Below are 21,690 nucleotides of genomic sequence, written 5' to 3'. Positions count from 1 at the left end.
ACGGCGGCACGGGACGCTTTCCGGGCGGTTCACGAAGGCGCGGTGAACGCGGGACAAGCTCAAGTACCGTCCGTGACAATGGATGTGCACAGAGCCGCAGTTGAACGGAAAGGGCAACGGGGACACCGTGGACGGACTGGTGGAGTTCAAGACCGACGACGGCGCCGTGATCGCCGTCGAAGCGGCCACGGAGAGGCGGCCCGGTTCCCGCCTGGTGGCCCGGGGCGACGGTACGGTCCAGGCGGCCCGCACCTTCGAGGGCGCGTTGGACGGCGTGCGCGCCGCCGCCGAGTCCGCGCTGCGCGTCTTCCGGGACGGGGCGTTGCGACCGGACGGCGTGGAGATCGAGTTCGGGGTGAAGCTGTCGGCGGAGACGGGCGCGATCATCGCCAAGGGCACGGCGGAGGGCCACCTCGTCGTACGACTGACCTGGTCGCCCTCCACGCCCTCATGAACAGCGCCGAGTGGCACGCCCGGATCGAGAGCGCCGGCGAGGTGGTGGGCGCGGGCTTCCTCATCACCCCGCGCAGGGTGCTGACCTGTGCCCACGTCGTGCACGAAGCCGCCGCTGACGCGCTGACGGTGACCTTCACCGAGCGCCCCGGCTCCGCCGCCGTACCGGCCCGGGTGATCGCCGACGGCGGCTGGGGCGGCGGCTCGACCGACCTCGGCGACCTGGCCGTCCTGGAGCTGGCCCACGACGTGCCGATCGCGCCCGCCGCGCTCGCGCCGGTGGACGCGGTCCACGGACAACGGCCCGACCGGCCCCGCAAACTCTTCGTCTACGGCTTCCCGGTCGGCTTCGACGAGGGCACCCTCGCCGAATACCGCATCACCGCCGCCCAGTTGCTCAACCGCGAGTGGATCCAGCTGGAGGCCTGGCAGCCCGGCGGGCAGCCGCTCGCCCCCGGGTTCAGCGGCGCCGCCGTCACCCTCGTCGACACCGGCGAGGTCGTCGGCATGGTCACCGCGGCCGCCGGCGACCGGGGCGTGCACAACGGGCGGATGATGCCCACCGAGGTCATGGCCCGCTACTGGCCGGCCCTGAGCGGCCTGGTCCCCACCTCCGACCACCGCACCGCCGACCGAGCCCGGCTGCGCGAACTCGTCGAGCGCGCCGTCCGCGCCGGCCTGGACGACGACGCCGGGCGGCGCGTGCAGCTGTACGAGGCGTCCCGCGGCCCGCTGGACCCGGACGCGCCCGAGGAGGGCTTCGACTCCCTGTGGTCGGCGGCCCTGTTCGTGCTGTGCGAGGTCGACGGCGACGACGCGGCCACCACCGTCGCCCGCTTCACCGCCCACGTGGCCTCCCTATACCGGACCCCCGTCGAACCCCCCGTCGAACCCCCTGCCGAGACCCCCGCCGAGCCGGCCGCCGCACCGGACTGGTCACCCATCCTCGTCGACCTCCAGCACAGCGGCGCGGGCGACGGACACGTCCGCGTCGAGGTGTCCGCGTACAGCGGGGGCCGCCGGCATCCGGTCGGCTCCGACACGGTCCCGCAGGCCGGGCTGCGCGCCTATGTGCAGGACCGTATCGAGGCCGCCTTCCGCTATCTGACCCCCGGCTGCGACGAGTTGATCACGTTCGCGCTGCCCCGCGACTGGATCGACCTGCCCGTCGACCGCTGGGCGTCCACCCCCGACGACGACACCCCGCTCGGCTGCGTGTACCCGCTGGTCGTCACCGACCAGGCCCGCCGCCGGCCGGGCGTCCGGCACCAACTGACCCGGGTGTGGAACCGGCTCGACACCGTGCCCGGCGCGCGCGTGCACCGCGTCGAGTGCGGCAGCACCGAGGAACCGCGCCGGCTGCGACTGCGACTGCGTCAGGACGACGCCTGTCTCGCCGGCTTCGCCACCGCCCCGGCCTCGCCCCGCACCCGCCCCCACTTCGAATCCTCGCTCAACGCGCCCGCCCCGATCGTCGTCTGGTCCCGCGAGGGCTGCGCCACCGGGCCGGACGAGCCCTGCGCCGGCGGGGACGGCTGCGCGGGCAAGGTGTTCCTGGACGAGCTCGACACCTGCCTGTCCGGCGTCCCGCCCGCCGAACTCCCGCGCCGCGTCCTGGCGTTGCGGGAGGAGGCCGACGTCGAGGACGGCCACTGGGCGCACGACATCCAACTGCTGTGGGACGACCCGCGCGTCTTCACCGACCCGCACGGCGAAGTACCCGCCCACGCCCACTCCCCCGTGGCCTGAACCACCCCTCCACCAGCGCCCCCCCCCCCCACCCCCCTCCACCCAGCGATCCCTACCGCCCCTACCGCCCCGACCGCCCCACCACCCCCACTGAGCCACACCGAGCCACACCGAGTTTCGGAGAACCATGCCGCACTGGTCCGTCTACACCGGGAACAGCGAGCCCCACGACGGCATCGACCGGCTGCCCGCGCCGCCGCCCTGGCGCGCGTTCGACGGCGAGCCCGTCGTACAGCCGCCCCGGGACGCCGACGACGAGGCGGCCGTCTCCCCCGACCGCGTCCACCGCGCCCGCTCCTACGTCGCCACCCCGGAGAGCGTCCAACTCGTCAACGCGGCCCTGGTGCTGCGCCGCCCCCTGCTGGTCACCGGTCCGCCCGGCACCGGCAAGTCCTCGCTGGCGTACGCGGTGGCGCGTGAGCTGGGGCTCGGTCCGGTGCTGCGCTGGAACATCACCAGCCGCTCCACCCTGGCCGACGGCCTCTACCAGTACGACCCGCTGTCCCGGCTGTACGCGGCCCGACAGGTGGCCTGGCGTCAACGGACCGGCCGCTCCGGCGCCGAGGAGCCGGTCGAGCCTTCCGGCGCCGAGGGCGTCGAGGACCACCTGCGCCTCGGCCCCCTCGGCACCGCCCTGCTCCCCTACGACCGTCCCCGCGCCCTCCTGGTCGACGAGATCGACAAGAGCGACCTCGATCTGCCCAACGACCTGCTGAACGTCCTGGAGGAGGGCCAGTACGAGATCCCCGAACTCCTGCGCGCGGCCCGCCACCGCGTCGACGACGGCACCGCCGAGGTCCTGGCCGACGGCTCGGACGCGCCGGTCACCGTCACACGCGGCCGGGTCCGCTGCCGCGCCTTCCCGTTCGTCGTCCTGACCAGCAACGGCGAGCGCGAGTTCCCGCCCGCCTTCCTGCGCCGCTGCGTCCGGCTGAAGCTGCGCCGGCCCGACCGGGCACAGCTCACCGAGATCGTCCGGGCCCACCTCGACACCCCGCCCGGCGAGGCGGAACACCTCATCAACCGCTTCCTGACCCGGGCGGCCGACGGCGAACTCGCCACCGACCAGCTCCTGAACGCCCTCTACCTCACCGGCGTCGCCGGCCTCGACGCGGACTCCCGCGACGCCCTGGCGGAGCAGCTGATGCCCTACCTGACCACGACGGCGGACGGCGATGGCTTCTGAGGACCCGCCAAGGACAGACCCGCCGAGGGAGGAGCCGCCAAGGACAGACCCGTCGGGGGAGGACCCGGCGAGGGGTGGCCCGTCCGCCCTGGAACGGCTGAGCGCACTGCTGACGGCCGCGTCGGGCACGGCGCCCACACCCCGTGAGCTGGCCGAACTGCTGTGGCTGGCCGGGGAGTTGGGCGGCCCGGAGGCAGGTCCCTGCGGGGACCCGAGCGGCGTCGGGGCCACGCCTCCGTCGGTGGCCCCGTCGGCGCCCCCGGAGCCGGCCGCCGACCCCACGCCCGCCGACCGCGAGAACCGGCCGGCAGCTTCCCCGCCCCTCCCCGCATCCCGGCCCCCGTCCCCCGCCGACCGCGTTCCCCTGCACCTCCCCACCCCGGAACCGCACAAGGACCCCGCGCACCCCACCGCCTCCGCCGGCAGGCCCGTCCTCGCGCCCGCGCCGCCGATGCTCCCCCACCCCCTCGCCCTCCAGCGGGCCCTGCGCCCGCTGAAGCGGACGGTGCCGTCGGTGCGCGCCCGGCTCCTCGACGAGCGGGCGACGGTCGACCGCATCGCCCGGCTGGGCGCCCACCCCGACGTCTGGCTGCCCGTCCTGCGGCCCGCGCGCGACCGCTGGCTGCGCCTCAGCCTCGTCCACGACACGGGGCCGACGATGCCGGTCTGGCGGCCCCTCATCCGTGAACTGCACACCGTCCTGGCCCAGTCGGGCGTCTTCCGCACGGTCACCCTGCATCCGGCCACCCCCGACGGCCGCGCCCGGCACGTCCCCGACCCGGCGGACGGCCGTACGGTCACGCTCGTCGTCAGCGACTGCATGGGCCCGCAGTGGCGCCCCGGCCCGGCGGGCGAGCTCTGGTACGGCACCCTGCGGCACTGGGCGACGCGGATGCCGCTGGCCGTCGTCCAGCCGCTCCCCGAGCGCCTGTGGCCGACGACGGCGCTGCCGGCCGAGCCGGGGCTGCTCACCTCCCCCACCGCGGCGGCCCCGCTCTCCGCCGTCACGTTCACCCCCTACGACCCCGAGGCCGAGCCGCCGCCGGCCGCGTCTTTCCCCCTGCCCGTCCTGGAACCGGGCGCGCCCTGGCTGGCCAACTGGGCGGCGCTGGTGGCGGGCCCCGGCGGCGCCCACACCCCGGGCGCGGCGGCCTGGCTCCCACCGGCCCCGGCCCCGCCCCTCTCCGCCGGACCGCAGGCCCCCGACCCGGCCCGCCTCCCCGCCCAGGACCTGGTGCTGCGCTTCCGCGCCACCGCCTCCCCGGAGGCCTTCCGGCTGGCCGGCCATCTGGCCCTCGCGGTGCCCTCCGTGCCGGTGATGCGCCTGGTCCAACGCGCCGTGAACCGCGACCCGCGCCCGGCGCAGCTGGCCGAGGTCATTCTCAGCGGCATGCTCACGACCGTCCCCGGCCCGCCCGGCTCCTACGACTTCCGGCCGGGCGTACGCGACCTCCTTCTGCGCACCCTGCCCCGCACGACCCGCGGCCGCACCCGCGAACTCCTGGACCGCATCGGCGGCCTGATCGACGAACGCGCGGGCCACACGACGGGCGAGTTCCACGCGGAGGCGGCCGCCGTCGAAACCGAGGGCACCGACACCGGCCCGGCGTTCGCGACGGTGAGCGAGGAGACGGTACGCCGACTGGGCGGGGGCGCGGACGAGCCCGCCCAGCCGTCGATCCGCTTCGAGACCGACGCCGACCTCACCGCCCACCCCGAGACCCGCATCACCCTCGAACTGGCCGTCCACGAGGTCCTCGCCCGTGGCGATCTCACCCCCCAGCAGTACGAGATCCACGTCCGCGGGGACGGCTACGTCGTCCAGGTCCACCCCGACGCCTACCTGCTCCCCGTCCTCGCCGCCGCCCTGCGCTGGCTCCCCGGCCCCCTCACCGACCTGGCCGAACCGCCGCGCCTGCGTGTGACGTTCCGGAACGGCCCGCAGGCCCCCGCACCCCCGGAGAGCGGCGCCCTCGTCCTCCTCACCGTCCACCCCGACCTCTACGACGACTTCGCGCACAGTTCCGCCGCCTCCGGGCCCCATCGTTTTCGGCCGCTGTACGGCGACGCCCCGGACGGGCCGCCGCTCGCCTGGTACTGCCCGCTGCCCGCGCCGCGCGCGGAGGACGAGGAGCGGGATCTGGTGCGAGGGCCGCTGCTCACCCAAGATCTGCGGCAGTTGGGGATACCCGCCCCCGGCCGCACCGCGATCGTGCACACGCGTCCCGACGGCCCCCTCACCCTCCTCGATCCCGTCGACCCCCACGGCGGACGCCCGCCGGGTCCGACGACGTACTACGAGGTCGACCTCAGCCCGCAGCACGCCGTCCACCGGGTCTCCCTGCCCAGCTCCGGCAAGGGCGAGTTCAGGGCGGCCGTGGAGCTGTCCTGGCGGGTGGCTGACCCGGTGGCGTTCGTACGGGCGGAGGCCACCGGCGTGTCCGGGCGGCTGTTGGCGTGGCTGCTGGAGTCGGGGTCGCGGATCACCCGTCACCACTCCGTCCGCCGGGCGGCCGGCGCACAGCGGGCGCTCAACACCCAGCTCGGCCGGTGGCCGGTGCCGGGGCTGGCGGTGACGTGTGCGGTGACGCTGGCGCCGGACTACGCGCCGCCCCCGCAGGTGCGTACTCCCGCCGCCCCCGCCGCGCGCCCGCCGGCGGAGCTGCTCGCCGACGCCGAGACCGTGCTGTTCGGCTTCGACGGCCCGCTGACCCGCCTGTTCACGGCCCCCAGCGCCCGCGCGGCCGCCCTCGACCTGCTCTCCATCGTCGCCGAGCACCGCGACCCCGAGGACGCCCTGGCGGGTCGTCCGCCGGGCGACCCGGACGTGGCGGGGCGGGAGTTGTTCGCGCACCCGCTGGACGTGCTGCGCACCTTCGCCCGCGACCGCCTCGGCCCGCTCCTGCGCGACCGTCTCGACGAGCTGGAGCTGAGGGCCGTACCGGACGCACCGACGACGCACCACTCCGTCGTCCTCGTCCGCACCCTGTACGGCGCCGGCCGCCGGGTGGGGGTGGTCACGGACGTGTGCGAACAGGCCGTGCGCCGCTCCCTGGAGGCCTACCGGCTACCCCTCGCGGGCGTGTACGGCCGCGACGACGACCTACGGCGCCTCATGCCGGACCCGCACTGTCTGCTGCGCGCCCTGCGCCCGCTCGGCACACCCGCCGCCACCGGCGTCCTGATCGGCTCCACGCTCGCCGAGCTCGCCGCCGCCAAGACCGTGGGCCTGCGCTTCATCGGTCTCGCCCGCAACCCCACCGCCGAACAGGCCCTGACCGAGGCGGGCTGCGACGCGACGGTCTCCTCCCTCACCCCCGTCCTGGAGGCGGCACGCACGCTGTAGAGCCGGCCCCGGGGAAGAAGGAGGCGTACCCCGAGGCCGTCGATGCAGCTGTCAGGCGGGCTGTGCGACGGGCGCCGGGGCGGTGGCCTTGTTCTCCCGGAGGGTCAGCAGGCCGGTGATCGCGATCAGCGCCGAGGTCAGGCCGTGGATGCCGAACGCGGCGGCGAGGGAGCCGTGATGGGCCAGGACGTTGATCATGTCGCCGAACGGGGCGACGGCCTCCATCAGCAGGACCCAGCCCAGGGCGCGGCGGTGGCCCGTCAGCAGGAGGATGCCGATGACCAGGCCCATCGAGAATTCGCGGGTGCCCTTCATGATGAGGAAGCCGTCGCCGTTGCCGGCGGGAAAGGTCGGCAGGCCAACGCCTTGAGTGGACGCCTCCGGGGCCAGGATGAAGGACAACCCGAGGTAGAGGACGAACAGGGCGCAGACGGTGGCCAGGACGGTGTTGACGTTCTTCAGCGACATGGTTCTTCTCCTTTGACGTTCAGCCTGGGGTGGGGCAGGGGTTCAGCGGCGGATGCGGCGGAGCCGTGATCCGCTGGGCCGCCATCGGCCTCACGACCCGGCGCCGCCGGGGGTGAGGATTTCCATGAGATGTCCGTCGGGGTCGCGGAAGTAGGCGCCCCTGCGGGGCATGGCGGCTCCTCTTCAGGGACGGCTTCAGGGACGACCTACGTTGATCTGCTCGAATATGTGCGGGTACGACACGATGTCGTCGGGGAACTCGGCCGCCATGCGCTGGAACTCCGGGCTGCCGAAAGCCGTGGCGAGCGCCTCGGTCGACTCCCAGACCGCGACGTTCATCAGAAGCCGGCTGTCCGCCGTTCCCTTGTGCATCTGCAGGGAGACGAATCCCGGCTGAGCCCTCATGAACTCCGCCTGCCTCCGAAAGAGGGCCAGGAACGCCTCAGTCCCCTCCTTCGGGACGACGAAGGTGTTGGCCAGGACGACGGGTCCGGTCTTCTCCTTGAACTGCGCGAACATCGGCGTATTCGGGTCGAGACTCTGCAGCTTGGCCATTTTCGGCACTTCCTCTCACTGTCGGCACGAGGGGATCTGACGGTCACTCAAGGGCATCGCTGATGACCCGAAGACCACCAGCGACCGCACCTTGCCAACACCGTTGGTCAACACAGTTGGCCAACGCTGTTGGCAAACGTAGAGCCGCAGTCCTGGACTGTCAACACCTGTTGGTCTACGTTGTTGGCATGACCGACGCCACGGAGAACCAACAGGCCGCACGGCGTTCCGACGCCACCCGCGCCACGATCCTCGACGCGGCCCGCGGGCGGTTCCTGGCGGACGGCTACGAGAAGGCGACCATCCGGGCCATCGCGCGCGACGCGAAGATCGACCCGTCAATGGTGATGCGCTACTACGGCAACAAGGCGGGCCTGTTCGCGGCGGCCGTCGCGATCGATCCCGGGTTGCTGGACCTGCCCCTCGAACCGCGCGAGGAGATCGGCCGTACGCTGGTGCGCCACTTCCTCACCCTGTGGGAGGAAAACAGGGAGTTCACCGCGCTGATGCGGGTCAGCGCCACCGACCCGGCCTCCGCCGATCGCATGCAGAGCGTGCTGCGCGAGCAGATGATCCCGCTGGCCCGCCGGCTGGGCCACGAGCCGGAGCAGGCGCAGGCGCGGGCTGCACTGTGCGTCTCGACCATGCTGGGGCTCGCGCTGACGCGCTACGTGCTGCGGTTCCCGGCGAGCACGGCGCTCGGTCGCGAGGAGATCGTGGACTGGCTCGGACCCACGGTCCAGCGGTATCTCACCGCACCCACGCCCTGAAGAACGCGTCTGCGGAGAGACGCCATACGCCCGGCGCAGGGGGACGCGGCGCGCACGGTGCAGGGGGACGCGACACGCACGGTGCAGGGGGACGCGACACGCACGGTGCAGGGGGACGCGACACGCACGTGACCCGTTCGGTCGCGCCCCGCCCGGCCCCCCTGAGAAGGCGGCCCCGTCCGCCCGCCCGCACGATGCGAAGGAGGCCGACCGACCGGCGGCCCGAACGGTCTGCGCTCTCGGGAGGACCCGTCATGACCGTCAGCCTGGAGCAGCTGCGCCGCTGCCACTTCGCCGTCGACCTGGGAGCGGCGCGGACGCGGGTGTACGTGAAGGGGGCCGGGCTCGTCGTCGACCAGCCGTCCGCCGCCGCCGTGAACACCCGCACCGGCGCGCTGATCGCGGTCGGTGAGTTCGCCGAGAAGATGACGGGGCGCACACCGCACTACATCCGAGTGGTGCGGCCGGTCTCCGGCGGCACGGTCGTCGACATCGAGATGGCGCAGCGCATGCTGCGTCACCTCCTCGGTGACAAGATCCGCCGCCAGCTGCGTCGCAAGCCGTTCCTGCGCGCCGCGGCCTGCACCCCGCACGACGCCGACCCGCTCGCCCAGCGCGCCGCGATCGAGACACTTGTCGGGCTCGGCGCGCGGCGCGTGGAACTCGTCGACACGCTGATCGCCGCCGCCGTCGGCTGCGGGCTTCCCGTCGAGCGCCCGGAGGCCACCATGATCATGGTGTGCGGGGCGGCCGCGACCCAGGTCGCCGTGCTCTCCCTCGGCTCGATCGTGACCGCCGAACGCATCCCGGTCGGCGGCGAGGCGGTGGACCACGCGATCGTCCAACACCTGCGCCACGAGCATGAGTTGATGCTGCCCAGCCAGTCGGTACGGCCCCTGCAGCTGGCCCTCTCCGGCAACGGCCTCACCCCGCACGGGCCGACGTCCACCGAGATCCACGGGCGGGACGTCGCCACCGGCCTCGCGCGTTCCGTGCGGGTCGACACCGCCGCCGTACGGGACGCCATCGAGACGCCGCTGACCGCCGTGCTCGACGGCATCGGCCGGGTGCTGCGCGAGTGCCCGCCCGACCTGGTGGCCGACCTCGCCGACCGCGGGATCATGATGGTCGGCGGCTCCGCCCTGCTGCCGGGCTTCGACCAGATGCTGCGCCAGGCCACCGGCATGCCGGTGCACATCGCGGAGCGGCCCGACATCTGCGCCGCGCAGGGTCTGGGCGCGATGCTGGAGGGCAGGATCGAGCCCCTGACGCTGGAGCCGATCGCCACTGCCTGAGCGTCCGGGCAGTGCCAGGGGGCAACACCCGCCACAGGCGGCATCAGACGTTACTCGCGTGAAACCTTGACGATCACCCGGCCGGGTGCCACGATTCCGGCGCCGCCATGTTTACGCAAACATCAGCCATTGCGGGGCTCCGATGTTTACGCAAACATCAGAGCCGAAAGGGCACGTCCATGCGCCAGTCCCCCGCCAGAGCCTCCCTCTCCCCCCGCCTGCGCGCCGCTCTCGTCGCGGTCGCCGTGGCCGCGGTCAGCGGCAGCACCCTCGCCGCCACTCCCGCCTCCGCGACCGCCACTCCCGCCGCCGCCCGCCCGGCCACCGACACCACCCAGTTCAAGGGTGTGAACTGGGCCGACCCGCGCGACAACTTCGCCGACGACCTGCTTCAGCTGTCCGGTCTGTCGACGACCGACACCTACAAGCAGACCTACGCCAAGGCGACCCGGATCATCGCGGCGTTCCGCGCGAACCTCGGCGCCAACACGGTCCGGCTGCCGATCAACCCGTACACGGTCAACGGCGCGTACTGGAAGTCCTACCGCGGAGTCATCGACGCAGCCTCCGACCAGGGCTTCAAGGTCATCGTCTCCTACTGGGAGGGCACGGGTGACCGCAAGGACGGCTTCATCGACGACGAGGCCACGTACTGGCCGATGTGGGACACCGTCGTCAAGGCGTACAAGAACGACAGCCGCGTCTACTTCGAGCCGATGAACGAGCCGCACGGCTACACGGACGCCGCGTGGGCCGACATCGCGGCGAAGTGGCTGTCGACGTACTCGAAGGTCCCGCGCAACCGGGTGTTCGTCAGCGGCGCCGGCTACAACGACCACGTGACCACGGTCTGCGCCGACCCGCGCCTCAAGGGCACCTACCTCTCCCTGCACCACTACGGGTTCTGGAAGGACTACGCGACCTACGACCAGTGGGTGGCCGACCTGAAGGTGCGCATCGGCGACTGCGCGAACCGGACCGTCGCGGACGAGTTCGGCTCCCCGATGACGACCGGCCTGAACTACAACGTGAAGACCCCGGACAACAACTTCATCAACTACCTCCAGGCCGTCACGGACACCTTCCGCGAGCTGAAGATGGGCTCCGTGTACTGGCCGGGCCTGCGCACCGACGACACGTACTCCCTGCAGAAGCTCACCGGCCCCGCCTCCCGCCCCTGGCTGGCCACCACCAACCAGTCCGGCGCGGACCGCCTCGCGTGGGGCTGGGGCCGGGGGAAGCCGGTCAAGGGCTGAGGTCTCTCGATCGTTGACGTCCGCTCATTTCGGCCTCCACGACCCGTTGGTCGTGGAGGCCGAAGCCGTGCCACGGCGGCTGACCTGCGGACGGAGGAGAACGACCGAGGAACGGCGTTGCTTCAGCCCGTGACGGTCACCAGGGTCGGTCGGGTGACTGCCGGGTCGGCCATGGGCCACGCACGAGTGAGGTTCCCCGCCTCGGCGTGAGCGCGAGGCGGCCAAGAGCCCCGCCCCTATGTCCGCCCTCAACGGGCCGCCCGACAGCGATCCGTCGGGCCGGAGTGGCCCCGGGCCCGTTCCAGGAGCAGAACTCGGCGGAGCCGACGGGCTCCCAGGGATCAGGTCGGCAGACGCCAATGCGTGCCGTCCGGGTCGCCGAGCCAGACGGTCTGGTCCCACTCGGTCACCGTCATTCCGAACTCGGTCTGACCGGGCGCGCCCGCCTGCTGCCACACCGTCAGTGCGTCCTCGACCTGGTCCCACAGACGCAGAGGGCCGTCCTGGTGGACCGTCCAGCCGCTGCCGCCGCCCGAGGACTCCGTCCACGCCTGAGACCCGGTCCCTACGTCGACCAAAGCGACACCCTCGCCAGTACGTAGCAACTCTGCGGACGGACAGGCCAGTTGGGCGACGAATTGACCTGTCCAATCGTCCAGCAGCGCCGGATCGACGCGGGTGGGCCGGGTGGCGCCGGGGTGCGGATAGAAGGTGGGGCGGGGCGGGCGGTCATGAGGGCGGGCGAGCATATACGAAACCGCGTCGCCGGTGAAGCGGCCCTGGGCGACTCCTTCGTCGTCAAGGGCAAGCCGGATCAGCCCCGAGGCGAGCATCCATCCGCTGATCGTGGTGACGATGCTGCCGCCGTCGCGAAGCTGCCACAGCCACGACGGGGGGACCGTGCGAACGGCGCACGTGGCGATGACGACGTCGTACTCCGCACCGTCCTGGTGTCCGCGCAGGCCGTCACCGACGACGAGGTTCGGAGTGTGGCCGACGGCTCGGAGGTGCTGTGCGGCGGTCGCCGCCACATGCTCGTCGTACTCGACGGAGTACACGGCCTTGTCACCGAGCCTGTGGGACAGGATGGCTGTGGAGTAACCGGTGCCCGTGCCGATTTCGAGCACCTTGTCACCGTCGCGGAGTTCCGCGAGTTCCAGCATCCGTACGACGAGAGACGGCAGGGTGCTGGAGGAGGTGGGGCGGCCGGCAAGGGGGCCGGTGGCGTCGGCGGCGGCGAGGCCGTCGACCTGGGTCACCCATGTGGTGTCCGAGTAGACCATCCGCAGCCACTCGTCGTCGCCGAGCCGGTCACGGCGCACCGGCTCCCAGCGGTTGCCCGTAGGGCGGAACACGATGTCGTCGAGGAAGGCTTCACGGGGCACGGCTTCGACAGCCGACCGCCAAGCAGGGTGAGCGAGTTGACTGCGCTCGGCGAGCTCCTCGGCGAGGCTCTGACGGAGGGAGGCGCTGCTGGTCATCGGCGGTCCTGGTGGTGGGGGTGCTGGAGCTGGTCGGCGATGGCTGCGGTGATCCGGCTGGTGACAGGGGCGGGGAACCAGGCGAACTGACCGTTCGGATTGCACTCGTACCAGTGCCAGGTGCCCGAGGAGTCGAGCCCGAAGTCGAAGGCGCCGTACGTCAGGCCGAACACCGTGAGGTAGTCGTGCACGCCCTTCGCCACATCTGGCGGCACATCGATGAGGGTGTAGGTGAGGTCGTCGTAGTGCCGACGCCAGTCCAGGCCGGGAGATCCGTCGATCCGTACGCCGAACAGCCGGTCGCCGACGGCGGTGAGCCGGATGTCCGCGGCCTTGTCCACACGCTGCTGGAACAGGTGCATCGTCCGGTCGACGCCGGCGTTGAGCTCCTCCGGGGCCACTTCCTCAACCCACACGGTCAGGGCGTGCCCCTGCGGGTCGGTGTAGTCGCTGTTGTACAGGGGCTTGTAGACCACCGGTCCGTACTCGGCCGCAAACCGACGTGACTCGTTGACGTCGTTCGTCACGAGCGTCGGCGGAACACGCAGCCCGCACTGCGCTGCCGCCGCGAGCTGAGCAGGCTTGTACTCGGCGGCCCGGTTGCGCCACGGATGGTTCACGTAGTGCGCGCCCGGCAACGCGGCCAGGATCCCGCCGAGTCCGTGGCGGGCCTGGTCGGCACACCAGCGGGCCTCCTGCTCGGCGAGGCCGGTGGGAGCGGCGTACGGACGTGGCCTGCGCCAGTAGACCGACCGTACCTCGTCCAACGCCACGACCCGTGTCCCCGTCCGGATCTCGCCGCCGAGCCCGGAGCCGTCGATCCGCGCCTTCACGGTGACGGTGTCGGGGAAGTCCGCCGGGTCGACCCTGACCACCGGTGCCCCGCGCCCTCTCAGCTCCTCGATGACGACATCAGCCGTCGCGTCGTCCAACTGCGTGACGACCAGCACGGGCGATGTCGTGATCAATCGGAGTCTCCCTGCTGGTCACTGCCCTGGTCCGTGTTGCCGTCCAGCGAGGTCTTCGTCGCCGTCTCCTTGGACGTCTCGCTGCGCTTGTGCCGGTCCATGCACGGCACGCTCAGACCGTCCGGACCGACCCACCGCCCGGTCTGACTCTCCGGATCCAGAACGACCGTAGCCGCACTCAGTACTGCGGAGGCCGGGAACGGCTTCATACGGGACAACCCCCACGGCTTCGTGGTGAACGCCTCACCGCAGCGGGCAGGTTGGGGCCTTTCGGTTGTTGTCATGCGTTCTCCTTCGAGAGATGGCGGTGGGGTTGCGTGTCAGTACGGCGCTCGCGCCGGCACCGGGACGAGAACGGAGGCAGTCACGGCCGCCTCACGAGGGGTCCCTGGGCGGGGGTTGCCGGTGGCAGGAGCAACGGCAGTGGTGTACGAGCAGTACCTGTGCGGAGTGCGGCAGGAATACGTCCCTGAGCTGGCGGCACCAAGCGTGTACATCCTCGTAGCCGGGCTTGCGCGCAAGCGTGCACTCGGCGGACAGGCTCTCGCTGTCGGTGCCCGTCGTCACGGGCGACCGCCGCCGAGCTTCTCGTGGTGGTCGCACAGGGCGTTCAGCACGCGGGCAAGACGGCGGGCGTGACCGATGCTCCCGCCGAGTCTCGGGTCCGGCTCGGACCGGAGCTTCCCGCGCGCCTCCCCGACACAGGCCAGCGCGCAGTAGCGGAGGACGCTCTCCTTGCCCAGCCTCCCGGCGGCATGCTCGACCACGGGGATGAGCAGCTCCAGGTGTCCGCGCAGGGCCCGGGTCAGCATGACCACCTCGTCGGCGGGCAGGGAGAGTGCTTCCGGGGCGGCATCCGGGTTCAGCACGATCTCCACGGTTTCACGCATCGTCGCGATGTCCACCGGTGGTGTCGTCCTCCGGCCGACCTTGCGGGGCACGACGACCGTCGTGCGCGGCGGTGTGACCAGACCCTCTGGGGTGATCGTGTACACCCTGATCGTCATCTTGGCGCCCCGTGCGTCCTCCACGGGCGGGGCGGTACCGTTCGTCATGTCGACGCTCCTTCGAAGCGTTGGCCACTCCCCGGGGCCGTTCGGGCGGTCGCCGGGGTCTACATGGCCGTTCCCAACGCTGTTCACGCCACCGCCCTGTGTTGGCATCCGCACGTGCAGATGTGCCAGATCTGCGAGCAGCCGCGAACAACGACCTGTCCTGCCACGCGCAAGGGCCTGTCGACAGCTCCACAGTCGAAGCAGGCTTCACCATGCAGTCGGACGATGCTGACGCCGACGTCTACGACCGTCGGCTTGAGTGGGAGTGCGTCGGGCATCCCCATTCCGATCTGCTGATTCCTGTGCGTGCAACAGATGCTGGGGGTTGGGGAACGTCACAAGTACCCCTGTGAGGGGTACCTGGAGTAGCGGCTCAGATGGCGGCGCACCACTCAGCAAAGTGCGTCAGCGTCTCCGAGTCGGCCCGCTTCAACCGACGTAGGGTCGCCGCGTCCTCGCGGACCCAGGGGTGCTCGCGTGTGTGCTGCGGGGCGATATGGCGGGCCACCTTGAGGGACTCGAAAGCGTGGTCCGCAAGCCCGGACCACAGTTGAGCCCGGCCGAGTTCGATGTAGAAACCGCTGCGCCGCTCGGCGGGCATGTCGACTGGAGGCTTCCATTCGCGAGCGACGTCCAGAGCCCGGCCGACGTGGGCATCGCCCAGGCTGACCGCGACAGAGACCTCATGAATGCGCACTGAGTCGGGGCCGAACGCGGTGCCGTAGTACACGTCCTCGGTCAACTGGTCGGCAAGGGCGCGGGCTTCGTCGAGGTGGATCTGTGCATCCGAGGCATTGCTTGCTCGACCCGCGATGACGGCGGCCCTCATGTGGAGGCTGCCCCGCATCGCAATCTGAGCCGACTCCCTCGGCACGGGAGCGGTGTCGAGAGCCTGTTCCAGGGCGCGCAGCCCCGGGCCATGGGCTCGGGCGGCAAAGAAGGTCTCCGTGCGTACGTAGGCGACGGAAGCGGTCAGGAGCGGATCATCGGCTTCGGGGACTGCCCACCTCATGACGTCAACCATGCGCGCGGAGAGGTCACAGGCACCGAACTTGTACGCGACAGCATCCGCCGATCGATAGGCGCTCACCAGAAGTTGGGCCAACTCGGCCCGCTCGTGAGCAGGTGATTGGTGGTAGGCACGGGTGAGTTCCGTGAGCAGATCCGGAAGCCGACGGACGATACGCGTGTACTGGGCGGCCAGCCGCCACTGAGCCGCTTCCTCGGCTGCCGTGCGCAGTTCGTGTACGGGACGGACAGGGCCATCGTCAGGACAGTCGTACGTTGCCAGCGCGGCAGACAGCGCAGGCAGCGCATCGTGCACCGGCGTATACGCGGCGTTGCGGTCGGAATGCAGCCGGGAAGGATCCACGCCCAGCGCGCTCGCGATGGCCTCGAGAGTGGAGTCGCTGACGCCGCGCTCCCCTTGTTCGATCTTGCGGATGGCGCCCAGCGACACACAGGCGGCGTCCGCGAGCTGCTGCTGTGTCAGTTTCGGACGCATGACGCTGCGGTAGTAGGCGATCCGACCGCCCACTCCGCCAGGGGTGCGTGCGGGCATTCGTGCTCCCTTTCGGCCGTCCGCTCCAAACCGTACCCGCATGGATACGCTGCAAGTAAGCGCATGGTCTCTTCGCTCAGGGCTAGTGGGACCGGCCGTCCCATGAGGCAGCTTCCGCGATCGCAATGAGTTCGGAGAGGCTGTCGATCCGCCAGTCCGCCGCCGCCACGACCTCCGGGTCATCGGCCCACAGGTGACCCCAGGGCCCGCGCCGAAGGTGTGCGACGCGCAGCCCCGCCGCCTTCGCCGGGAAGACGTCGTTGGCTGGGTGATCACCCACGTACAGAGTCCGGTCTGCTGGAGCGTTCGCGACCTCCAGCACCCGTCCGAAGAACTCCGGCTGAGGCTTGGCGACTCCCCACTCCCCGGACGTCACGATCACGTCCGCCGGAAGGTCCAGGTCCCGTAGCAACTCACCGGCGCACGCGGTCTGGTTGCCTGCGATGACGACGCGCACTCCAGCGCTGCGGAGTGCCGCGAGGGACGGCCTGACGTCGTCGTAGAGATCGCCTTCGTCGAGATGCTCGCCGCGCCCGGCCGCTTCACGTGCACGGTATTCGGCCCCGACGTCGATGCCTGGCCGCGCAAGCCGCAGAGCGTCGGCGTTGTCCCGACCCTCTGCGACGACGGCGCCTACGAGAGCGGAAAGGGTGTGGCGGGGGATTCCCAGCCAGTCGGCCCAGGAGCCCCAGTATCGATCGTCCCGCGTGATCGTCTCGCCGACGTCGAACACAATGGTTTCCATCACATCGGGAGCCTACGGTTTTACTGCGGACTCGCTGGTGGCCGGTCACGTCCGTTGGAGGGATGTAGCGGCGGCCGTGTTCCTCCTCGTCCGGGTTCGGTCCATGCACCACATGCCCAGACCCACCAGTACCGCCGCCCCGAAGGCGTATGCCGGCAGCCACAGGGTTGTCGTCGCTGACAGGCAGTCGGCGACGGCCTCATGGATCCTGGCCTGCTGGGCGTGGGCCAGGGCGGATTTGTCGCGGCCGACCAGGTTCGCCAGCGCGGCCTCGGCCTGGATGCCCTCGTACTTGCCCGTCTCAGGGCAGCCGCGTCGCGTGCCTGGCATCGGAAACAGCCACGGCGAGCGCTGCAGCACGGGGGTCAGGGTGATCGCCACGCACAGGCCGACGACCAGTGAGAACGCGGCCAGACTCCGCATGTACACGGATGCGAGGCCGGGCGTCCATGTCGGCGGTCGGTAGTAGGAGAAGATCACCGCGAGAAGCGTCACCCCGATGTAGGTGGCGAACCACTGCCAGGAACCCTGCGCGAGGGCGGCCGTCAGCACGGCGGCGAGCGCGATGCCGATGACCCCCGACTGACCGGACGTGTCAGGGGCCGCGCCAAGGGATGTCGATGGCCGGACTTCTTGGAGGCGGGGGCGGTCGTCGTCCATGGTCATCAGCATCCGGGCAGGATGCGCCTCGGCATGACGCCATGCCGGACCCGCCGGGAGGGCCCGCCCGGTTGGCGGGAGACGAGGCATGGGGTGGGGCCGCCTGCCGTCCCGTCGCGCGCCTCTGCTGCACGGCGCGGTTGTTCGGCCGGTGTCTCGGCCGGGCCGTGGCATACGCCGTTGATCCAACCGTCGCCCACCCCGTAGGTTCCTGGACATGACGAACCTACGGATCGGTGTGATGTTCGACCGCGACTGGGCGCCGGAAGGGCTCCCCGAATTCGCGCGGCGGGTCGAGGCGCTCGGCGTGGACGATCTGTGGGTGGTCGAGGACCTCGGGTGGAACGGCGGTCTGTCGGCGGCGGCCGTCGCGTTGGGTGCGACCGAGCGGCTGCGCGTCGGCATCGGGATCGCCCCCGCCCCGTTGCGCAGTCCGGCGTTGCTGGCGATGGAACTGGCCACGCTGGCCCGGGTGTTCCCGGGGCGGCTCGTGGCGGGCGTCGGGCACGGGGTGCGGGAGTGGATGGTCTCGGTCGGTGTCGCGCCCCGGTCGCCGCTGGCCCTGCTGGAGGAGACGATCACCTCCGTGCGTGCGCTGCTGCGCGGCGAGCGGGTTGAGGTGGACGGGCGGGAAGTCCGGCTGGACGGCGTCCAGTTGGTGCATCCGCCGGTGCAGGTGCCGCCGGTGGTGGCCGGGGTGGTCCGGCCGCGGTCCCTCGAACTGTCCGGCCGGGTCGCGGACGGCACCCTGATCGCCGAGGGCCACGGCCCGAGCGACCTGGAGAACATCCGCGAGCTGACGGCGAAGGGCGGCGCCGGGAGCGACCACACCCTCACGGTGTTCTCCTTCACGTGCGTGGGTGACGACCCCGACGAGGTCGCCCGGACCCTGCACCCCCACACCGAGGGCCACGGCGCCTGGCTGGGCCGCCCGCAGGAGGAGGTCTTCACCGTCTCCGGGACGCCCGCGCAGGCCGTCGGCGACATCCGCGCCCTGGCGGCGGCCGGCGCGGACACGGTCGTCCTGCGCGTCGTCGGCGCCGAACCGCTGCCTCAGCTGGAAGCCGTACTGGACGCCTTTCGCGCAGGGCCGGCCGCGGACTGACGCGGGGCGCGCGCCCGCGGAACTCCCTTCGGGGCAAAGCCACTTACCGCCGTCCCCCGGTGCGGTGCTCGCTTACGATCCTCGGCGTGTGCGCAAACATCCTGGTCGCCGAAGACGACACGAAGCAGGCAGAGCTGGTGCGCCGTTACCTGGAGCACGAGGGACACGCGGTCACGGTCGTCGAGGACGGCCGTGCGGCTCTCGAGGAGGTGCGGCACCGGGAACCCGACCTGGTGGTGCTCGATGTGATGATGCCCCGGGCCGACGGTCTCGACGTCGTACGGATCCTGCGCGCCGAGTCCCGGGAGGTGCCGGTGCTGATGCTGACGGCCCGCAGCACCGAGGACGATCTGCTGCTCGGGCTGGATCTCGGCGCCGACGACTACATGACCAAGCCGTTCAGCCCGCGTGAGCTGGTGGCCCGGATCCGCACGCTGCTGCGCCGCAACAAGCGCGCAGCCGCCCCCGAGCCCGTCCCGGCTCCCGTCGAGGACGACGACACGCTGTCGGTGGGCACGCTCAGGGTCGATCCGGTGCGGCACGAGGTGTCGGTCGGCGGGACGCCGGTCGTGTGCACGCCCGGGGAGTTCCGCATCCTGGCGGCGATGGCGGCGGAGCCCGACCGGGTGTTCTCCCGGCAGCAACTGCTGGCGGAGCTGCACGGCTTCGACAAGTTCATCAGCGGCCGCACCGTCGATGTGCACGTCATGAATCTGCGCAAGAAGATCGAGCGGACCCCGCGGCGGCCGGTCCGGCTGCTCACGGTCTTCGGCGTCGGCTACAAGCTGACCGACCCGGCGAAGGGCATACGCCGTGCGTCGTCGTGAGAAGGGTGAGCAGCAGGACCCGCGTGAGAAGCGTGAGCAGCAGGACCCGCGTGAGAAGCGTGATCAGCGTGACGAGCGGGACCGCCGGGCCGGGCGGGCGCGGCTGCCGCTTCGCCGGAGCCTGCTCGGCCGGCTGCTGACCGTGTCGGCGCTGGTGGCCTTCTGCTCGGTCGCCGCCACCGCCTGGCTCGCCGTGCAGACGACCACCGTCGCGATCCGCCAGGAGCAGGGGCAGAACCTCAGCGCCGACGCGAAGATCTACAACACCCTGCTGGGTTACGCGGCCGGCCATCCCGACTGGGTCGGCGCCGACGCCACCGTCCGGAAACTGGCCCAGCAGTCCGGACGCCGCATCGTGCTGACCACCGAGGACCGGCGCCCGCTCCTCGACTCCGCCCACACCGACGGCGACTCGTCCACCGCGTCCACCGCCTCGCTGCCGTCGCAGGCGTCGGCGGTCGTCGACCCGCTGTCGGTCGACACCGTGCTGGTGCCCGACGCCGTTCCGGTCGGCGCGGACCGCGTCGACCCACGGGCCGTGGGTCCGTTCCTGCTGCCCGCGAAGGAGCGTGCGGCCCTGCGCAGGGCCACCGCCCGCAGCGTGGGCTGCCTCGCCGAGGCGGGCATCGCCGCGGACGTCGTCCAGAGCCCTAGCGGGCGGCCCCGCGTCCAGTTCGTGAGCGACGCCACCGACCGCTCCCTGGAACTGAAGTGTCTGGCGATCAGCGGGGCCGCCGAGGCCACCCCGACCGAGGAGAAGGCCCTGCGCGCGCTCGAACTGCTCGCCGGCGCCTGTCTGAAACGGCAGGGCCGCACGGGTGTGAAGCTGAACCTGGGCCTGTCCTGGGAGCGGGGATACGGGCAGGACGGCACGGACGTCGGCGCGTCGGCGCCGGTCCCCGTCCCGGACACCGGCATCACCGAGGACATGACCGACAAGGAGGTGCTCCAGCGGAAGGTCGCCGAAGACCGGGAGGCCGCCGCGGCCGCGGCCGCCGGCCGGGGCGAAGACCTGAGTTCCGACGCGACCGACGGCACGAGGGACGGCGTGACGGACAACCCGAGGAAGGTGCGCGACAGCGGGTACGACCGGGCCGTGGCCGCCTGCGTCGGCAGCGCCCGCCGCGAGCAGCTCACCGCGTATGTCGCCGCGCCCGCACTGCTGTTCATCGACGGGCCCGGCGCCGTCAGCGTGCCCGGTTTCGACCTCTCCCCGGCCAGCACCGCCCGCATCGCCGGTGTCACGGCCCTCGTCCTCGCCCTCACCGTCGGCGCGTCGATGCTCGCCGGAGCCCGGCTCGTGCGCCCACTGCACGCGCTCACCGGCGCCGCCCAGCGGATGCGGGACGGGCTGGACTCGGCGCCCGTGCCGGTCGGCGCGGACAACGAGATCGGACGGCTGGCGGCGGCGTTCAACGACATGGCCGCGCACCGGACCCGGCTGGAGGAACAGCGCAAGGCGATGGTCAGCGACGTCGCCCACGAGCTGCGTACCCCACTGAGCAACATCCGCGGCTGGCTGGAGGCCGCGCACGACGGGCTGGCCGAGCCGGACCCGGCGTTCGTCTCCTCGCTCCTCGACGAGGCGGTGCAGCTCCAACACCTCATCAACGATCTGCAGGACCTGGGGGCGGCCGACGCGGGCGCGCTGCGGCTGCACCTGGAGCCGGTGCGCGTGGACGAGCTGCTCGGCCAGGTCGCCGCGGCGCACCAGGCGCCGGCCGAGACCGCGGGCGTCACCCTGCGGCACTCCACGCCGCCCGACTCCCCCGCGCCGACGGCTCCGCCGCTGATCGAGGCCGATCCGGTGCGGCTGCGGCAGGCCGTCAGCAACCTGCTCTCCAACGCCGTACGCCACACCCCACCCGGTGGCCGGGTGACGCTGCGCGCGTATGTGAACAAGGCCGGGGACGAGGTGGCCGTGGAGGTCGCCGACACCGGCAGCGGCATCCCGGCGGACGACCTCCCGCATGTGTTCGACCGCTTCTGGCGGGCGGAGAAGTCCCGCAACCGCAGCACCGGCGGCAGCGGGCTCGGCCTGGCGATCGTCCTCAAGCTCGCCGAGGCGCACGGCGGCACGGTGGACGTGGTGAGCACCGAGGGACTGGGCTCGGTCTTCACCCTGAGGCTGCCGGCCCTGCCCGACCCCGAAACCACCCTGATGCGATGACCACGGCGCTCTGACAGGTTCCTCACAAGTGGTCGCGAGT

General features: G+C 71.8%; 19 protein-coding genes. 10 read left to right on the top strand and 9 right to left on the bottom strand.

The genetic code is table 11. The annotated features are described in order from the left end of the window. The first annotated feature begins 127 nt into the window (after positions 1–127). From B5557_RS31095 to B5557_RS31080, 4 genes are all read left to right on the top strand, one after another. Positions 128–454, top strand: a complete 327-nt coding sequence (locus B5557_RS31095) for a CU044_2847 family protein (protein ID WP_079665104.1) — start codon at positions 128–130, stop codon at positions 452–454. Beyond that, positions 451–2,202, top strand: coding sequence for a VMAP-C domain-containing protein (locus B5557_RS31090; protein WP_079662556.1), 1,752 nt, complete (start codon positions 451–453; stop codon positions 2,200–2,202). Before B5557_RS31095 ends, B5557_RS31090 begins: the two co-directional genes overlap by 4 nt. A 127-nt stretch (positions 2,203–2,329) precedes the next feature. Continuing rightward, positions 2,330–3,388, top strand: a complete 1,059-nt coding sequence (locus B5557_RS31085) for an AAA family ATPase (RefSeq protein ID WP_079662555.1) — start codon at positions 2,330–2,332, stop codon at positions 3,386–3,388. Then, positions 3,378–6,734, top strand: a complete 3,357-nt coding sequence (locus B5557_RS31080; protein WP_079662554.1) for an SAV_2336 N-terminal domain-related protein — start codon at positions 3,378–3,380, stop codon at positions 6,732–6,734. Before B5557_RS31085 ends, B5557_RS31080 begins: the two co-directional genes overlap by 11 nt. Before the next feature lie 51 nt (positions 6,735–6,785). Here B5557_RS31080 and B5557_RS31075 read toward each other — a convergent pair whose 3' ends face one another. Beyond that, positions 6,786–7,202 carry a DUF4267 domain-containing protein gene (locus B5557_RS31075; protein ID WP_079662553.1) on the bottom strand — a complete coding sequence of 139 codons (417 nt, stop codon included), beginning with the start codon at positions 7,200–7,202 and terminating at the stop codon, positions 6,786–6,788. Between the two features lie 195 nt (positions 7,203–7,397). Then, positions 7,398–7,757 carry an antibiotic biosynthesis monooxygenase family protein gene (locus tag B5557_RS31070; protein WP_079662552.1) on the bottom strand — a complete coding sequence of 120 codons (360 nt, stop codon included), beginning with the start codon at positions 7,755–7,757 and terminating at the stop codon, positions 7,398–7,400. 188 nt (positions 7,758–7,945) lie between these two features. Between B5557_RS31070 and B5557_RS31065 the strand changes: the two genes are divergently transcribed. The 3 genes from B5557_RS31065 to B5557_RS31055 all read left to right on the top strand — a co-directional run bounded on the left by B5557_RS31065 (position 7,946) and on the right by B5557_RS31055 (position 11,078). Next, on the top strand, positions 7,946–8,527 hold the full coding sequence (locus tag B5557_RS31065) for a TetR/AcrR family transcriptional regulator (protein ID WP_079662551.1): 582 nt from the start codon (positions 7,946–7,948) through the stop codon (positions 8,525–8,527). Between the two features lie 254 nt (positions 8,528–8,781). Continuing rightward, the gene (locus tag B5557_RS31060; protein WP_079662550.1) at positions 8,782–9,822 is read left to right on the top strand and encodes a rod shape-determining protein; all 1,041 of its coding nucleotides are present in this window, start codon (positions 8,782–8,784) and stop codon (positions 9,820–9,822) included. 179 nt (positions 9,823–10,001) lie between these two features. Continuing rightward, positions 10,002–11,078 (top strand): glycoside hydrolase family 5 protein, encoded by a 1,077-nt coding sequence (locus B5557_RS31055; RefSeq protein ID WP_079662549.1) that lies wholly within the window; start codon positions 10,002–10,004, stop codon positions 11,076–11,078. A 341-nt stretch (positions 11,079–11,419) separates the two neighbouring features. Here B5557_RS31055 and tgmC read toward each other — a convergent pair whose 3' ends face one another. The 7 genes from tgmC to B5557_RS31015 all read right to left on the bottom strand — a co-directional run bounded on the left by tgmC (position 11,420) and on the right by B5557_RS31015 (position 17,560). After that, complete coding sequence (gene tgmC / locus B5557_RS31050; protein ID WP_079662548.1) at positions 11,420–12,559, bottom strand: ATP-grasp peptide maturase system methyltransferase; 1,140 nt, start codon at positions 12,557–12,559, stop codon at positions 11,420–11,422. After that, positions 12,556–13,527 carry an ATP-grasp ribosomal peptide maturase gene (gene tgmB, locus B5557_RS31045; RefSeq protein ID WP_099937436.1) on the bottom strand — a complete coding sequence of 324 codons (972 nt, stop codon included), beginning with the start codon at positions 13,525–13,527 and terminating at the stop codon, positions 12,556–12,558. Before tgmB ends, tgmC begins: the two co-directional genes overlap by 4 nt. Then, positions 13,524–13,811, bottom strand: a complete 288-nt coding sequence (gene tgmA, locus B5557_RS31040; RefSeq protein ID WP_079662547.1) for a putative ATP-grasp-modified RiPP — start codon at positions 13,809–13,811, stop codon at positions 13,524–13,526. Before tgmA ends, tgmB begins: the two co-directional genes overlap by 4 nt. Positions 13,812–14,090: 279 nt before the next feature. Continuing rightward, positions 14,091–14,582 (bottom strand): DUF6415 family natural product biosynthesis protein, encoded by a 492-nt coding sequence (locus tag B5557_RS31030; RefSeq protein ID WP_099937435.1) that lies wholly within the window; start codon positions 14,580–14,582, stop codon positions 14,091–14,093. A 373-nt stretch (positions 14,583–14,955) separates the two neighbouring features. Beyond that, the gene (locus B5557_RS31025) at positions 14,956–16,143 is read right to left on the bottom strand and encodes a helix-turn-helix domain-containing protein (RefSeq protein WP_079662545.1); all 1,188 of its coding nucleotides are present in this window, start codon (positions 16,141–16,143) and stop codon (positions 14,956–14,958) included. Positions 16,144–16,225: 82 nt separating this feature from the next. Next, positions 16,226–16,888: an HAD family hydrolase gene (locus B5557_RS31020; RefSeq protein WP_197697265.1), complete on the bottom strand. Its 663-nt coding sequence runs from the start codon at positions 16,886–16,888 to the stop codon at positions 16,226–16,228. 45 nt (positions 16,889–16,933) lie between these two features. Then, the gene (locus B5557_RS31015; RefSeq protein WP_231976091.1) at positions 16,934–17,560 is read right to left on the bottom strand and encodes a hypothetical protein; all 627 of its coding nucleotides are present in this window, start codon (positions 17,558–17,560) and stop codon (positions 16,934–16,936) included. Between the two features lie 205 nt (positions 17,561–17,765). Between B5557_RS31015 and B5557_RS31010 the strand changes: the two genes are divergently transcribed. From B5557_RS31010 to B5557_RS31000, 3 genes are all read left to right on the top strand, one after another. Next, a complete protein-coding gene (locus B5557_RS31010) occupies positions 17,766–18,653 on the top strand; it encodes an LLM class flavin-dependent oxidoreductase (RefSeq protein ID WP_079662543.1) in 888 nt (295 codons plus the stop codon). 86 nt (positions 18,654–18,739) lie between these two features. After that, positions 18,740–19,480: a response regulator transcription factor gene (locus B5557_RS31005; RefSeq protein WP_231976090.1), complete on the top strand. Its 741-nt coding sequence runs from the start codon at positions 18,740–18,742 to the stop codon at positions 19,478–19,480. Positions 19,481–19,583: 103 nt separating this feature from the next. After that, positions 19,584–21,650 carry a sensor histidine kinase gene (locus B5557_RS31000; protein WP_099938222.1) on the top strand — a complete coding sequence of 689 codons (2,067 nt, stop codon included), beginning with the start codon at positions 19,584–19,586 and terminating at the stop codon, positions 21,648–21,650. The last annotated feature ends 40 nt before the right edge of the window (positions 21,651–21,690 follow it).

The sequence above is a fragment of the Streptomyces sp. 3214.6 genome (genome assembly GCF_900129855.1).
In the GTDB taxonomy this organism is placed as follows: Bacteria; Actinomycetota; Actinomycetes; order Streptomycetales; family Streptomycetaceae; genus Streptomyces; species Streptomyces soliscabiei.
Note: the sequence above shows the minus strand (reverse complement) of the source record. Positions and strands in the feature narration are given on the sequence as shown.

Coding starts and splice junctions, on each gene's coding strand:
- B5557_RS31090 (WP_079662556.1), top strand. CDS start 451: ATGAACAGCGCCGAGTGGCACGCCCGGATCGAGAGCGCCGGCGAGGTG.
- B5557_RS31085 (WP_079662555.1), top strand. CDS start 2,330: ATGCCGCACTGGTCCGTCTACACCGGGAACAGCGAGCCCCACGACGGC.
- B5557_RS31080 (WP_079662554.1), top strand. CDS start 3,378: ATGGCTTCTGAGGACCCGCCAAGGACAGACCCGCCGAGGGAGGAGCCG.
- B5557_RS31075 (WP_079662553.1), bottom strand. CDS start 7,202: ATGTCGCTGAAGAACGTCAACACCGTCCTGGCCACCGTCTGCGCCCTG.
- B5557_RS31070 (WP_079662552.1), bottom strand. CDS start 7,757: ATGGCCAAGCTGCAGAGTCTCGACCCGAATACGCCGATGTTCGCGCAG.
- B5557_RS31065 (WP_079662551.1), top strand. CDS start 7,946: ATGACCGACGCCACGGAGAACCAACAGGCCGCACGGCGTTCCGACGCC.
- B5557_RS31060 (WP_079662550.1), top strand. CDS start 8,782: ATGACCGTCAGCCTGGAGCAGCTGCGCCGCTGCCACTTCGCCGTCGAC.
- B5557_RS31055 (WP_079662549.1), top strand. CDS start 10,002: ATGCGCCAGTCCCCCGCCAGAGCCTCCCTCTCCCCCCGCCTGCGCGCC.
- tgmC (WP_079662548.1), bottom strand. CDS start 12,559: ATGACCAGCAGCGCCTCCCTCCGTCAGAGCCTCGCCGAGGAGCTCGCC.
- tgmA (WP_079662547.1), bottom strand. CDS start 13,811: ATGACAACAACCGAAAGGCCCCAACCTGCCCGCTGCGGTGAGGCGTTC.
- B5557_RS31030 (WP_099937435.1), bottom strand. CDS start 14,582: ATGACGAACGGTACCGCCCCGCCCGTGGAGGACGCACGGGGCGCCAAG.
- B5557_RS31025 (WP_079662545.1), bottom strand. CDS start 16,143: ATGCCCGCACGCACCCCTGGCGGAGTGGGCGGTCGGATCGCCTACTAC.
- B5557_RS31020 (WP_197697265.1), bottom strand. CDS start 16,888: ATGGAAACCATTGTGTTCGACGTCGGCGAGACGATCACGCGGGACGAT.
- B5557_RS31015 (WP_231976091.1), bottom strand. CDS start 17,560: ATGCTGATGACCATGGACGACGACCGCCCCCGCCTCCAAGAAGTCCGG.
- B5557_RS31010 (WP_079662543.1), top strand. CDS start 17,766: ATGACGAACCTACGGATCGGTGTGATGTTCGACCGCGACTGGGCGCCG.